The sequence below is a fragment of the Acetivibrio sp. genome (genome assembly GCF_035371925.1).
Lineage (GTDB): Bacteria > Bacillota > Clostridia > Acetivibrionales > Acetivibrionaceae > Hungateiclostridium.
The window spans coordinates 1-15637 of sequence record NZ_DAORXT010000026.1 but is presented as its reverse complement, the minus strand read 5'-3'; the positions used below and the strand labels follow the sequence as shown (position 1 = coordinate 15637).

Here is a 15637-nt window from a genome sequence, read left to right as displayed (position 1 = left end):
TTTTTATATGCTTAAAATATTTCAAAAAGTTTTTGGAAGTTATAGCGATAGAGAGCTTAAAAGAATTAAACCTATTGTTGATAGAATAGAAGAGCTGGAGCCAGAGATTCAGGCACTTAGCGATGAGCAGCTCAAAGCAAAGACACCAGAGTTTAAAAAGAGGCTAAGCGAAGGAGAGACTTTGGATGATATTCTTCCGGAAGCTTTTGCAGTAGTAAGGGAAGCTTCAAGGAGAGTTTTGGGAATGAGGCATTTTAGAGTTCAGCTTATCGGAGGAATTGTACTTCACCAGGGAAGAATTGCGGAAATGAAAACCGGTGAAGGTAAGACCCTGGTTGCGACTCTTCCGGTATATTTAAATGCCCTTGAAGGAAAAGGTGTGCATGTTGTTACCGTAAATGATTATTTGGCAACCCGTGACAGTGAATGGATGGGGAAGCTGTATAATTTTTTGGGATTGAGCGTGGGACTTATTGTTCACGGTCTTACCAATGAAGAGAGAAGAAAGGCTTATAACTGTGACATTACCTATGGAACCAACAATGAATTCGGCTTTGATTATCTGAGGGACAACATGGTTATCTACAGAGAAGACATGGTTCAGAGGGATCTTCATTTTGCTATTGTGGATGAGGTTGACAGTATTTTGGTGGATGAAGCCAGGACACCGCTTATTATCTCCGGAGTCGGGGATAAATCCACAGACCTTTACACCAGAGCCGATGTTTTTGCAAGAAGGCTCAAAGTAAAAGTGTTTACGGAGCTCGATGACAAAGAACAGACGGATGACATTGAAGCCGATTATATTGTGGATGAAAAGGCCAATACCGCAACTTTGACAGCCAGCGGAGTGAAAAAGGCGGAGGAGTTTTTTGGTGTTGAAAATCTTTCGGATCCGGACAATATGACCTTGTCCCACCATATAAACCAGGCGTTGAGAGCCCATGGACTTATGAAGAGGGACAGGGACTATGTGGTAAAGGACGATCAGGTAATTATTGTAGATGAGTTTACCGGACGTTTGATGTACGGAAGAAGATACAGCAACGGTCTTCATCAGGCGATAGAAGCAAAAGAAGGGGTAAAGGTTGAAAGAGAAAGCAAGACCTTGGCCAGCATCACATTCCAAAATTACTTCAGAATGTACAAGAAGCTGTCCGGTATGACAGGTACGGCTCAGACTGAGGAACAGGAATTTAGGAGCATCTATAATCTGGATGTTATCGTAATACCGACAAACCTGCCGGTAGTAAGAGTTGATCATCCCGACAGTGTGTACAAAAATGAGAGGGGCAAGTTTAATGCTGTCATAAACCAGGTAGTTGAGTGCAACCAAAAAGGACAGCCGGTGTTGATAGGTACCATATCCATTGAAAAGTCGGAGCTTTTGAGTACCATGCTGAAAAAACGCGGTATCACTCATCAGGTGCTGAATGCCAAATACCATGAGAGGGAAGCTGAAATAATTGCCCAGGCCGGAAAACTGGGTGCTGTTACCATTGCAACCAACATGGCCGGCCGCGGTACTGATATTTTGCTGGGAGGTAACCCTGAATTTTTGGCTAAACAGGAAATGAGAAAGAAGGGCTATAGAGAAGAGATTATCAATCAAGCCACAGGATTTAATGACACCGATGACCTGGAGATTTTAGACGCAAGAAAAGTATACCGCGAGCTTTATGAAGGATTTAAGAAAATTACCGATGCAGAGCGGGAAAAGGTTGTGGAAGCCGGCGGACTGTTTATTATAGGTACCGAGAGACATGAGTCAAGGCGTATAGACAATCAGCTCAGGGGACGTGCGGGACGTCAGGGAGACCCTGGAGAGTCAAGATTTTATATATCCCTGGAAGATGACCTTATGCGTCTTTTTGGTTCGGACAGACTCATGGGAATGGTGGAGGCTTTGGGATTGGAAGAAGACCAGCCAATCGAGCACAAAATGCTGACGGGCGCCATTGAAAATGCCCAAAAAAGAGTGGAAGGCAAGAACTTCTCCATAAGAAAGAATGTCCTTGAGTACGATGATGTTATGAACAAGCAAAGAGAAGTTATCTATGGCCAGAGAAGAAAAGTACTGAACGGCGAAAATATCAAGGAAAGCATCGTAAAGATGATGGAGAACATAGCGGACAATATTGTAAATCTGTTCTGCAGTGAAAATCCCCATCCGGATTTCTGGGATTGGGAAGGAATAATCTCTTATACTGAAAAAGCGTATGTTCCGGAAGGGACCTTAAACCTTTCAAGAGAAGAGATGGAGGACCTCAATAAAGACAAGCTCAGAAAATTAATACTTGACAACATGCTAAAAAGATATGAGGAAAAAGAAATGGAATTTGGTCCGGAGCTTATGAGGGAGCTGGAAAGGGTTGTCCTCTTAAGAATTGTGGACCAGAAATGGATGGATCATATTGACGACATGGATCAGCTGCAGCATGGAATAAGGCTTAGAGCCTTCGGTCAGAAGGACCCTGTCATAGAGTACAAGTTTGAAAGCTTTGAGATGTTTGAGGAGATGAACAGAAATATTCAGGCGGATGTGGTAAGAATAATACTGAATACGCATATTGACCGCAACCGTATGCCTCAGCGCCAGAAAGTTGCAGAGCCGGTTAATGCTTCCCATGGGGAAGAAGTCAAAAAGCCTGTTGTAAGAAAAACCAAGATTGGCCGAAACGACCCATGTCCGTGCGGCAGCGGCAAGAAATATAAAAAATGTTGCGGTATTGATGAATAGTATTAAATTTCAAGAAGTACAGCAAAGGGGTTTTGCAAAATAGGCATAAACCCCTTTTTGCAAAGCACTGGATGGAGAAGGTATAAGATATGAATTATGAACAGGCGTTGGAATATATACATGGAACTTATAAATTCGGCATAAAACTTGGTCTTGACAACATTCGTAAGCTTCTTGAGTTGATGGGCAATCCTCATAAGAAGCTTAAATATGTACATGTTGCCGGGACGAACGGAAAGGGCTCGACAGTTGCATTTATCAGCAGTATATTGAAAGAATCCGGCTATAAAGTGGGCATATACACCTCCCCGTATATTGAGCGTTTTACAGAGAGGATTAGAGTCGGCAATGATGAAATTTCAAAAGAGGATTTGGCCAGAATCACCGGGTTTGTAAAGGAAAAGGTTGAGCTGATGGTTTTACGGGGATCAAATCATCCTACAGAATTTGAGATAGTAACGGCAGTTGCTTTTCAATATTTTTATGAAAAGGCCTGTGACATCGTTGTTTTGGAGGTGGGGCTTGGAGGCAGGTTTGATTCCACCAATATAATAGATGCTCCTTTGGCGGCAGTTATAACCACCATAAGCTATGACCATATGGCGCAGTTGGGGAATACATTGGATAAAATAGCTTTTGAGAAAGCGGGAATAATAAAAAAGGGTACCGATGTGGTGCTGTACCCCCAGAGTCAAGAAGCTGACAGGGTTTTTGAAGATGTATGCCGCAAAAAAGATGCCTGTCTTCACAAGGTGTCTTTTGAATCTTTAGAAATAAAAAGTTTTTTCATAGAGGGACAGGAGTTTGACTATGGACGGTTTAAGTCTTTAAAGATAGGGCTTTTGGGAGAGCATCAGGTAAAAAATGCTGTGGTGGCTCTAAAGACCTCTCTGATTTTGGCTAAGAAGGGATTAAGCAAGATTTGCGAGAGTTCGATAAGAAAAGGATTGGCTAATGCGAAATGGCCCGGAAGGCTTGAAATTCTCAAAAAAGAGCCGATATTTTTAATTGATGGGGCTCATAATGCTGAAGGTGCTCAAACTCTCTCAAAGTTTTTAAAAACATATTTTCCGTACAAAAAAATAGTATTTATTATAGGTATTTTGGGAGACAAGGACTACGGCAAGATGATTGAGGAATGTGCACCGCTTGCTGAGCATGTAATTGCTGTGACGCCCAACAGCGATAGGGCTTTACCTGCTGAAATACTGGCTCAGAGTCTGGAAGGCTATTGTAAAAATGTTTATATTAGTGATGCAATTGTAAATGCAGTTGATAAAAGTTTTGAGATTACTCCAAAGGACGGCTTGATTTGTGCCTTCGGTTCACTGTATTATATCGGTGAAGTACGAAGCATTCTGTTGGACCGCAAGTATTAAAATTGGCAAATGTGTATCCAAAGGGTTTAATACAAGGCTGTTTTAAAAGGTATAATAATTAATGCGGGGGTTGTTTTTATGATAGATTTTAAAAATGAGCTTCAAAAGTATTCAATGATTGATTTGGATAAGTTATCCGCGACAAACCCGAACATACCTGACAATATTAAAAACTCCATACTGCTTTATAATAAAGCTTTAGAGGATTTTCGCGCAAAAAGCGAGGATATGGCTATAATTGAGCTTAAGAAGGCCATTTCTTTAAATCCTGATTTTCATGAAGCAATAAATTTACTAGGTATTTTCTATATGTATATCGGGGAAAACGATAAAGCAGCCCAGACTTTTCAGAAGGTTATAGATGCCGAGAAAAACAGTATAATGGCGATGAGATATTTAAAGGAAATTGATCCCGGTTATGAGTCTGTCATAAATAAACAGGAAAAGGAAAGAAAGTCCAAGAAAAAAAGAGGAAGTAGCAGAGGGGCAAGTGCGGATTCGGAAGGAATTGCAGGTAGAAGCGCAGGTTCGTTTTCCTTTAAGAAGCTGATGAAAATATGGGAATACAAGCCCATGGATACGGCGAGGTTGTTATTGGGGCTTATAATTGGTGCACTTTTGGTTTTCCTCTTAAGCTTTAAATTTTATTTTAGAGAGGAGAATAAGGAGCAGTTAAATCAATTGTTGGAGGAAAACGATATTCTTATCGGTGAAAGGGATGAAGCCCAGAAGAGGTACGATGAATTAAATGAAAAATACCAGGGATTAAATGAAATGTTTGAAGAAGTGAAAAAGCAGGTTGATTATTATTTGAATGCTTCAAAACTTCTTGAGATTGAAAAATATGCTTCGGAAAACAAACATCGCGAAGCGGCTGATTTGATATTGTTATTGAAAAATGCAGGTTTTACCGGAATAGAAAAAGAAAAATATGACAAATTATACCAGGATGTTATGCCCAAAGCTGCGCAAAATGAGTATAATCAAGGGAGAGAACTATACAATAGGAAAAATTATCAGGAGGCTGTTGAGAGATTTGAAAGATCCCGCTCTTACAGCGACAATTGGAGATATGCGGTAAATAATCTCTATTATTTGGGGGTATGTTACCAGGAACTCAATAACAGCACAAAAGCTTTAGAAGTTTATGAGGAACTTGTAAACAAATTTCCAAATACCGCATATGCAGGATATTCAAGGGATCGTATAAATCAAATTCGAAACACTCAGTGATAAGTGAAAATAATCGGAAATTAATATTTATTGATTTTAAATAATATATATAACATAGTTATAATCCTTTGAAAGGCAAATATTATATGAATAAAGAAAGAAAGCTGGCAAATCTTGTATTGGGAGGCGGAGGAGTACGGGGTATTGCATACATTGGAATGTTTGAAGTAGCCGAAGAGAAAGGATTTTATTTCAAAAATATTGCAGGGGTATCTGCAGGGGCCTTGGTAGGGGCTTTTATGGGTGCCGGATACAACTCATACGAGTTGAAAAAAATCTTGTATGAGTTTAATTTTGAAAAAGTGAAGCTTTCTGATATTTCCCGGGAAATACCGGTAATAAAAAAATATTTGGAATATAGCTCTAAGAATTTACTTCGAGGAGATAAGAGCTTCAAAGCTTTTTTGAATATGCCTTACATAGAACGGGAAAGCCGCTATAATTCTCCTGCAAATTACGAACCTCTTGAAATAGATGAGGAATTTACCGGGTACAGAAAAGATCTTTTAAAAAATGTTATAACTTACAGCAAACAAGGATGTCTTTTTGACGGAGATTATCTTGAAGAGTGGGTATACAAAGTATTAAGGAGAAGAGGCATAAAAACCTTTGCGGATTTAAGGCTGGGCAAACCCGACCGGTCAAACCCAAACGGGTACAAGGTTAGAATGACGGCAGTGGATGCAAATAGAGGAAAGATTGTAATTCTTCCTGATGACATTTCCTATTACGGTATGGATCCTGACCGGCTTGAAGTGGCAAAAGCAGTAAGAATGAGCACGAGCGTTCCTTTTGCTTTTAAGCCGGTGGAAGTTTTGAAGAAAGAAGGCAACAGTATAAAAAAGCATTACCTGATTGACGGTGGGGTGTTGGACAATCTGCCGTTATGGCTTATTCAACCTTCCATGTCCGTTCCGCTTATCGCTTGCGAGCTGAAGGGAAAGGAAAAACTGATTAATATTATGACACCTTTTAACATTTTAAAAGGGCTTATATCTGCTGTACACGATTTCGGCATTCCCAACGTAAAGTACTACAAAAATTGCTGTCTTGTCAGAATATATACCGGGGACATTTCTTTTCTGGATTTTGAATTGAGCGACAAGGATAAAGAATACCTTATTGATTCCGGAAGAAGGGCTGCACTTTACTCACTTTACAAGGTGTACCGGGAAAAATACGTGGAAAGATGTGTCTTTTTTTATGTTTTAAGGAGAATTCTTGGGGGTATATAATTGCCCGTAGCTATTTTATAGATTTGGAGAAAATATTCTTTATTTTTTTTGAATTTTATTATATTATTAAAGTTGGTGAACAATCTATTGAATCATATTATCGGACGTTAGTCTTGTGATATAAAATTCATTGCCGGCTTGATTTATCACTTGTATTGTTTTTCCGGACGTACTTGAATTTGCCGTTACAATGACAGAATTATTTGTACCGTTTTTAGAATTTATGCCATTTACGATATATAGGAGGAAGCAAAATGTATTATGAGAGTACACGCGGGGGATTTAAGTCTGTATTATCTGCTGAGGCAATAAAGAGGGGAATAGCGCCGGACGGCGGATTGTTTGTCCCCGAAAAAAGCGTAAGTTTTACCGGTAGAGAAATAAGTGCCATGGCTGATATGAGTTATCAGGAAAGGGCGATATATATATTAAAGCATTACCTTTCGGATTATTCCGATGAAGAAATAGCGGATTGCGTATACAGTGCTTATACCGATGAGAAGTTTGACGACAAGAGAATAGCTCCTTTGGTTCAGCTTAATGAAAATGTCAACATCCTTGAGTTGTGGCATGGGCCCACATGTGCGTTTAAGGACATGGCTCTTCAAATTTTGCCGCATTTTCTTGTAAAGGCATTGAGAAAAACTGGCGAAACCGGTGAAATCGTAATTTTAGTTGCAACTTCCGGAGATACCGGAAAAGCTGCTTTAGAAGGATTTAGGGATGTCGATGGCACAAGGGTGATTGTGTTTTATCCGCAGGATGGTGTAAGCCAGGTTCAGAAAATGCAAATGGTTACCCAGGAAGGAAAAAATGTTTGCACCGTAGGAGTGGAAGGAAATTTTGACGATGCTCAAAGCGGTGTAAAAGCGATTTTTACCGATGAAAACCTTAAGCAAAAAATGGAGAAGGGAAATTTGAAGTTTTCATCGGCCAATTCCATTAACTGGGGAAGACTTGTGCCTCAGATAGTATATTATTTTTCGGCATATGCGGATATGCTGAAGAAAGGTGAAATAAAAGAGGGTGACAAGATAAACTTTGTTGTCCCAACCGGAAATTTCGGAAATATTCTTGCGGCCTTCTACGCGATGCAAATGGGACTTCCTGTAAACAGGCTCATTTGTGCTTCCAACGACAATAATGTTTTGACCGATTTTATCAATACAGGGGTATATGACAAGAACAGGGAGTTTAAAAAGACCATTTCACCGTCTATGGACATATTGATATCAAGCAATCTTGAAAGACTCCTTTTTGAACTTACCGGACACGATCCTTTGCCGATAAACAACTGGATGAACAGTTTGAAGGAAACCGGGAAATATACTGTTGATTATTCAGTGAAGAAAAAAGTATCCGATATATTCTGGGGAGGATATTCAAGTGAGGTCGAGACTTTAAAGACCATAGAAGCAATATACAAGGAATATGGATATGTCATTGACACCCATACTGCTGTAGGTGTTGATGTCTACGACAAGTATGTAATTTCAACCGGTGATGTGACAAAGACGGTTATTGCGTCAACAGCAAGCCCCTTCAAGTTTAACGAGAGTGTGGTAAAGGCAGTTTTGGGGGATCAAGCGTTAAAGGGAAGAACGGAATTCGAACTTCTTGAGATTTTATCAAGAGAGTGCGGGCTTAAGATACCGGAAGGATTGAAAGATCTTGACAAGAAGCCTGTGCTTCACAAAACGGTTTGTGGTAAATTTGATATGAAACAGCAGGTTGAAGATATCCTTGGTCTGTAAAAATTGATTAAATTTCGGGTTTCACTTAAAAAGTGAAGCCCGACTCCAATCAAAATTGCGTATATAGCGTAAAGTATTCGTAGTACGGCATTTCGTGATTTAATTTTCTAAAATCTCGGTCAATTATATCTTCATTTTCATAAATTAATATTTAGGGGAAAAACTTTTAAAAACACTGTTTTTAAATAAATATATAGACATATATATAAATATATAAAAAGAATAGAGGTGTTGTGCAGGATGGACAAGACAAAAATACTAGTTGTGGATGACGCCTTTTTTATGAGGAAACTTTTGGGCAATACACTAAAAGATATTGGGTATAGCAATATTGAGTTTGCCCAGGATGGTTTTGAAGCTGTTGATAAAGCAAAAGAAATGCAGCCGGAGGTTGTGACCCTTGATGTTTCAATGCCTGGAATGGACGGGATTGAGGCGATTAAGAGGATTTTACAGGTAAGCTGTGCCAGTAAAATAATAATGGTATCGGCAGTAACATCTGAAAAAGTTATACGGCAGGCCATAAAAAACGGGGCGGTGGGTTATATTCCGAAACCTTTCAGTCGAAAGGATGTGGAAAACGGCCTTAAACAATTCATACATACATAATAATTTATACATACATAATGGCGGAAAATATGAAATTGCAAGGGCGCATTTATAGATATAAAGGAAAAATGCGCCCATTTTTCTACTGAAGGAAAGGATGGATTTTTACTTCATCATCTATAAATTCCAACTGTCTTTTTGGTGTTTCCTCATCAACATATATTATCTCTCTAAAAGATATGGAATCTAAAATGTCAAAAACCATTTTGACGTCTCCGTACTCCATTTCAGGGGTTACAGATATTTGCTCCGTTCCGTTTACGGCGTTGTAATAGTTTAGGAGCTCATTATAAAATCCCCTTTCGGGAATAAAGTTTACATGCTCCGAGCTGCCGTCACGGTATGACACATTTATTATTCCGCATGTTTTGTCTTCAAGATATATTTCACCCTTGGTGCCGAAGATTCTAAAACCCACTGCCGGCTTTTGAGTTTCGACCCCCGACGGATAGTACGTATAATAACCTATCACGCCGTTTTTAAAGAGAATATTGGTATTTACCGACACATAGGGGTTAAAGCTTTCGGACTGTGGCTTTCCAAAGGCTTGAACACACTCAACTGCTCCGAAAATATGCCTCATTGCCGCAATGTCATGTATAGCAGCATCTAAAAAAGCGCCTCCGAAAAACTTGGGATGCTGTCTCCATTCGGTGGCAGCAAAAGTGTCCTTTGTCATTTCACAGGGGAAACAGGATATGTTGTTTTTAATAAAATATATCACATCTCCGATTTTTCCGCTGTTTACTATATCCCTGATTTTGTTGTTCTCGTCGCTGTATCTGTAGTTTTCGGCTATCATAATTTTGACATTGTACTTTTTTGAAAGCTCCAGATATTTTTTTGCATCTTCTCTGTTGGAGGCAAGGGGTTTTTCGCAAATAAAGTCCCTGCCAGTTTTTGCGACTGCTTCAGAAACCAAGTAGTTGGATTCAATAGGAACAAGAATGTCTACGGCATCTATGTCATCTCTTTTTAGCATTTCATTGTAATCATCGTAAACTCTGTCCAGACCGAGATTTATTTTTTTGGCAAATTCCTCGGCATCCTTCTTTGTTCGATTACACAATGCAACTATTTCATATTTATCGCCAAGTTCACAAATAGCAGGATAATGAAGTCTTTCCCAAGCCATTCCCGTTCCTATTACGGCAAGACGAATTTTTTTCATTTTTATCTTCCTCCGTGTTATTTTACTTGAACACTTATTGCCACGTTATATTATTTCATATATAAATCCGATTTATTCGAAAGGTCTTTGAAATATATTATTTGAATTATATTATCTGTAATGAATCTTGTGAAAAAGTCGATATACTTATTAAATAATGAAAAAGTTTGCGATTCACATAAACATACTGAATTTTACATATTTGTTTTTTAATAGAATTCTTGCAGTATGGTTTTTAGTTTTAAGGGAGGGTAGAATGTGAGAAAGGGCAAAATAGAAAGTTCCTCAGATATTAAGATAATAGTAGTTGATGATGAAAGAGGTATACTAGATTCCCTGTCGGTAATTATAAAGCGTTTGGGATATCAATATACAGGAGTAAGCAATCCTCTTGAAGCAATTGAAAAAGTTCGGGAAGAAGAATTTGACCTTATGATATTGGACTATTTGATGCAGCCCATACTGGGAGACAAAGTGGTGGAAGAAATAAGAGAATTCAATAAGGACATATATATACTGCTTTTAACTGGTTACAAGGATGCAGCCCCACCGCTTAAGGCAATAAAGTCTCTTGATATACAAGGGTATTGTGAGAAAGCGGATAATTTTGACCAGTTGATACTTTTAATAGAATCGGCAGTCAAATCAATCTATCAGAAAAGAACCATTAAAAATTTCAAAGACGGTTTAAATAAAATTCTTGTGACCGTACCGGACATATACCGGCTTAAATCAATAGATGAATTGCTTGAAGAGATTCTTGGACATATAATGTCTTTTGCCAATTGCAAAAATGCATTTATTATTATAGACAATCTTATATGGAACAATAGAAATGAAAGCTTGTTTAAAGGAATGGGAACTTATGATGTGAGTTTGGATAAGTTTATAGAAATGCTCGCCCCATCCTTTTTGGAAGAAATGGGACGTACCAGGACTTTAAAGCAGGTTGTTTACCTTGAAAACGGAATCATTCTTCCCCTTATGAGCGACACTATCCAGACCCTTGGAGTTGTTTACATTGAAACCGACAAGGTTCCTGTTGAAATAGAATTGCTCAAGATATATGCGGCTCAGGCGGCAACATCGATAAATAATGTACACCTCCATTCCATAGTAAGCATGAAAAATGACGAGCTGGACAGAACATACAACGAGCTGAAACAGAGATATTTGGATGCAATACAGGTTTTACGGCTGACGGTTGATGCAAAAGATGTGTATACAAGAGGGCATTCCGACAGAGTGGCATATTATGCGGTTAAGATAGGGAAAAGCTTCAATCTGGACGAAGAATCCTTGGAGAAGCTCAAGACAGCTGGGATTTTCCACGATATAGGAAAAATAGGGATTGCCGATGATATTCTTTTTAAGACCGACAAGCTGAGTGAAAGTGAATATGCGGAAATTAAGAAACATCCAGTAAAAGGAGCTCACATATTATCGGCTGTTTCAATGTTTAAGGATATTGTTCCGTTGGTGAAATATCATCACGAAAGGATAGACGGACGGGGTTACCCCTACGGACTTAAGGGAGATGAAATACCTTTCCTTGCCAGAATCATATCTGTGGCAGATGCCTTTGACGCTATGACCTCCGACAGGCAGTACAGGTCCAAGCTGGATTTGGCAGAGGCTAAAAACCAGATTATAGCAAACTCCGGAACTCAATTTGATTCCCAAGTGGTAGAGAAATTTTTGGTATTGCTGGATGACTATGGCACCATGCAAAAAGAGATTGAGGATACTTTTAATTCTAAAGAGTACAATATATTTTGATTAAATCCTTAAAAAAGCAATTGGAGTAGTTAATATTAAAAGTGTGAAAGTACCCCAATTATGGGGTGCTTTTTTGTTTATTAAATTTTTAACAAACCTCTTGAAATTATTTTTGGATTATGATACTATTACACAGTATAAATACAATTGTTCGCGGTACGAGGACACGGAGGGGGAGTATGAAGAACACATCAAAATATTATTTGGTGGATGCTTCAGTTTTACCTGAAGTTTTTTTAAAGGTTGTTGAAGCCAAAAAGATATTGTCCAGTGGAGCAATCAAAAACATAAATGAAGCTGTCCGCAAAGTAGGCATCAGCAGAAGCGCCTATTATAAATATAAAGACCATATATTTCCTTTTTATGAGACTTCACGGGGAAAGGTTATAACTCTTTTTTTTACCTTGGAGGATTATGCCGGAATCCTGTCAAGTATTATAAACAGGATTGCCGATTCAAAAGCAAACATTATCACAATTAATCAAAACATACCCATAAACGGCTTGGCAGATGTTACTATAACAATAGAGACGGGACAGATGACAAGAGACATAAAGGATTTATTGGATGATATAAGCAGTATAGAAGGAGTAAAAAGACAAGAGATACTCGCAAGAGAATAGAGGGGGTTTTTTTTATGATTAATATTGCGGTGCTGGGATATGGAGTAGTTGGCTCCGGAGTTGTGGAGATTATCAAAAAGAACAGTGTCAGCATAGCAAAAAAAGCATATCAGGAGATTTGCGTAAAGAAGATACTGGATATAAGGGATTTTCCGGACAATCCTGACCGGGATTTGTTTACAAAGGATCCGGATGAAATTTTTAATGACCCGACCATAGGAATAGTTGTTGAGACTATCGGCGGTATAGGTGCTGCATACCAATTTACAAAGGAGGCTTTAAGCAGAGGAAAAAGTGTTGTAACCTCAAACAAAGAATTGGTTGCAACCCATGGACCGGAGCTTTTAAAGCTTGCAAAGGACAATGGGGTAAATTACCTGTTTGAAGCAAGTGTCGGAGGGGGAATTCCTATTATCAGGCCTCTGAACCGTTGCCTTGCTGCAAATGAAATATACAGCATAATTGGAATACTCAACGGAACTACAAACTACATATTAACCCAAATGAAAAAACAGGGAAAAGATTTTGAAGAGGCTTTAAAAGAGGCTCAAAGCAAAGGATATGCAGAAGCGGATCCTACAGCAGATATTGAAGGACATGATGCCTGCAGGAAAATTGCGATACTTTCATCCATTGCATATAATGAGTTTGTTGATTATAGAAAAATATATACGGAAGGTATAACAAAGATAAGTCTTGTTGATATGAAGTATGCTGAAAGCATGGATTCAACCGTTAAGCTTATTGCGCTCAGCGAAAAAATCGAAGACGGCATTGTGGCAAGGGTAACGCCTGCAATAGTAAGTAACAAAAATCCCCTTCACAATGTTGAGGATGTTTTTAATTCGATTGTTGTAAAGGGCGATGCAATTGGAGAGGCAATGTTTTATGGCCCGGGAGCCGGAAAGCTTCCGACAGCGAGTGCGGTTGTGGCAGATGTCATTGAAATTGTGAAGCATTGGGGCACTAGCAGCAATTATGACTGGGGTGTCAAAGAAGGCAACAACGTTATCGATTTTGGAGAGACTAAGTCAAGATATTTCGTAAGGTTGAAGGTGGAAGATGAGCTTGAGGCGCGAAAAGCCGTGGAAAATACGTTTGGAAATGTTGAATGGGTAAAAGCTTGTGATATAAGCGTGGAAGACGAAGTAGCATTTGTTACTGCTTGCGGTTTTGAAAAGGACCATTGCAATGCTCTTGAGCTGTTAAAAGAGAATAAGGCTGTAAAACAGGTGGCAAATATCATAAGGATTTTGGATTGATATTATTGCTTGGTGCATATTAACATAAGCAAAATTAGATAATTATAATAATAGTAGGATTAATTATTTTAAGTCTATTGATAAGTTTGGCTAAATCTGAATTGGAGGTTTTATTTATGAAAGTTACTAAATTTGGCGGTTCGTCATTGGCGGATGCGAATCAAATAAGAAAAGTGTGCGATATAGTTTTGAGTGACAAGGACAGACGGCTGATTGTTGTTTCTGCTCCGGGTAAGCGCAGCAAGGATGATACAAAGGTTACAGATCTTTTGATTGCTTTGGCTGATAAATATTACAAAGAAGGTAAAGCGGATGATGAGCTTCAGGCTGTTATTGATAGATTTGACGATATTGTAAAAGGTCTTGAACTTTCACCAGATGTTACGGAAATGATTGCCGATGACCTGAAAAAAAGGCTTGAGTGCAGCAACGGCGACAAGGATAAATTCATGGACACCATGAAGGCGGCAGGAGAGGATAACAATGCAAAGGTGGTTGCAGCGTATCTTATAAGCAAGGGGATTAATGCAGAGTATGTAAATCCTAAAGATGCGGGACTTTTACTGAGCGAAGAGTATGGAAATGCACGAGTATTGCCGGAATCGTATGAGAATTTAAAACTTTTGAGGGAGAGGGATAAAATTATGATTTTCCCTGGATTTTTCGGATATTCAAAGAAGGGGGATGTTGTTACATTCCCAAGAGGAGGTTCTGACATAACTGGGGCAATACTTGCAGCAGCGGTAAAGGCTGATGTGTATGAGAACTTTACGGATGTTGACGCGGTTTTTGCTGCTAATCCCAACATTATTGAGAATCCGAGACCGATTTCAACTTTTACATACAGAGAAATGAGGGAGCTTTCCTATTCCGGTTTTTCAGTGCTTCATGAAGAGACTCTTGAACCGGTTTACAGAATGGAGATTCCAGTATGCATTAAAAATACCAATAACCCGTCTGCGCCCGGTACAACCATTGCACCGACAAGGAAACCGGATAATGGTCCTGTTATCGGAATAGCAAGCGGTACAGGATTCTGCAGTATTTATATAAGCAAATACATGATGAACAGAGAGATTGGCTTTGGAAGAAAAGTACTTAGTATTTTGGAAGATGAAGGGCTGTCCTATGAGCACATTCCATCCGGAATTGACAATATGTCTATTATAATCGAACAGAAGCAGTTTGACAAAGCCAAGGAAGAACGTATAGTGAGAAGGATAAAGGATGAATTGAAGGTTGACGACATAAAGATAGGATATGACCGTGCTCTGGTTATGATTGTAGGCGAAGGCATGATGAGTACGGTGGGAATTGCGGCAAGAGCTTGTGGAGCTTTGGCAAAAGCAAATGTAAACATAGAAATGATAAATCAAGGTTCATCGGAAGTAAGTATGATGTTTGGTATAAAGGCTGAAGATAATGTTAAAGCGGTAAAGGCGTTGTATGATGAGTTTTTTAGCTAAACTGAGCTGTAGAGTTTGTGGGCTGTGACTTATGGTCGCAGTCCTTTTTTTGTGCTCTAAAAATTATTTTGGTGTATTTTTCTTTCTCGTCCATAATATTAACATAAAAAATTTTTATGTATTATCTTTATGATTCTTATCAGGAGGAAAACCTTTGATTTCCTTGAATGCAAGGTTTTTAACATCTTACAATGCCTTTGTATATTTATTGAATTCAAAGATATCTAATGGTATAATTTTCACAACTGTAAATTAAATCGGTTTTGCATGTAGGGGGCTGAAGATAGATATGCAGATAAAAATAACACCTGAAGAGATGACACGAGTAGCAGGAAAAGTGAAGGAAATATCGGATAAATTTGACGATATGGCCAGGGAAGTGAAAA

General features: G+C 38.8%; 11 protein-coding genes. 10 read left to right on the top strand and 1 reads right to left on the bottom strand.

Annotated elements, in window-relative coordinates; all coding sequences use genetic code 11:
* Positions 1-7: 7 nt before the first annotated feature.
* The 6 genes from secA (at position 8) to PLH43_RS05375 (ending at position 8950) form a co-directional block, all read left to right on the top strand.
* The gene (gene secA, locus PLH43_RS05400) at positions 8-2740 is read left to right on the top strand and encodes a preprotein translocase subunit SecA (RefSeq protein ID WP_324360883.1); all 2733 of its coding nucleotides are present in this window, start codon (positions 8-10) and stop codon (positions 2738-2740) included.
* An 89-nt stretch (positions 2741-2829) separates the two neighbouring features.
* Positions 2830-4119, top strand: a complete 1290-nt coding sequence (locus PLH43_RS05395; RefSeq protein WP_324360881.1) for a folylpolyglutamate synthase/dihydrofolate synthase family protein — start codon at positions 2830-2832, stop codon at positions 4117-4119.
* 78 nt (positions 4120-4197) lie between these two features.
* The gene (locus tag PLH43_RS05390; RefSeq protein WP_324360879.1) at positions 4198-5352 is read left to right on the top strand and encodes a tetratricopeptide repeat protein; all 1155 of its coding nucleotides are present in this window, start codon (positions 4198-4200) and stop codon (positions 5350-5352) included.
* An 86-nt stretch (positions 5353-5438) separates the two neighbouring features.
* Positions 5439-6587 carry a patatin-like phospholipase family protein gene (locus tag PLH43_RS05385; RefSeq protein WP_324360877.1) on the top strand — a complete coding sequence of 383 codons (1149 nt, stop codon included), beginning with the start codon at positions 5439-5441 and terminating at the stop codon, positions 6585-6587.
* A 254-nt stretch (positions 6588-6841) separates the two neighbouring features.
* The gene (gene thrC / locus PLH43_RS05380; protein ID WP_324360875.1) at positions 6842-8341 is read left to right on the top strand and encodes a threonine synthase; all 1500 of its coding nucleotides are present in this window, start codon (positions 6842-6844) and stop codon (positions 8339-8341) included.
* A 240-nt stretch (positions 8342-8581) separates the two neighbouring features.
* The gene (locus PLH43_RS05375; RefSeq protein WP_324360873.1) at positions 8582-8950 is read left to right on the top strand and encodes a response regulator; all 369 of its coding nucleotides are present in this window, start codon (positions 8582-8584) and stop codon (positions 8948-8950) included.
* Positions 8951-9032: 82 nt separating this feature from the next.
* Here the strand turns inward: PLH43_RS05375 and PLH43_RS05370 are convergent, their stop codons facing one another.
* Positions 9033-10121, bottom strand: coding sequence for a Gfo/Idh/MocA family oxidoreductase (locus PLH43_RS05370; protein ID WP_324360871.1), 1089 nt, complete (start codon positions 10119-10121; stop codon positions 9033-9035).
* A gap of 258 nt (positions 10122-10379) precedes the next feature.
* Here PLH43_RS05370 and PLH43_RS05365 point away from each other — a divergent pair, with 258 nt between their 5' ends.
* From PLH43_RS05365 to PLH43_RS05350, 4 genes are all read left to right on the top strand, one after another.
* Complete coding sequence (locus PLH43_RS05365; RefSeq protein WP_324360869.1) at positions 10380-11900, top strand: HD domain-containing phosphohydrolase; 1521 nt, start codon at positions 10380-10382, stop codon at positions 11898-11900.
* A gap of 179 nt (positions 11901-12079) precedes the next feature.
* Complete coding sequence (locus PLH43_RS05360; protein ID WP_324360867.1) at positions 12080-12523, top strand: ACT domain-containing protein; 444 nt, start codon at positions 12080-12082, stop codon at positions 12521-12523.
* A gap of 14 nt (positions 12524-12537) precedes the next feature.
* Positions 12538-13785, top strand: a complete 1248-nt coding sequence (locus PLH43_RS05355) for a homoserine dehydrogenase (protein ID WP_324360865.1) — start codon at positions 12538-12540, stop codon at positions 13783-13785.
* Positions 13786-13901: 116 nt separating this feature from the next.
* Positions 13902-15251, top strand: coding sequence for an aspartate kinase (locus tag PLH43_RS05350; RefSeq protein ID WP_324360863.1), 1350 nt, complete (start codon positions 13902-13904; stop codon positions 15249-15251).
* Positions 15252-15637: the final 386 nt, after the last annotated feature.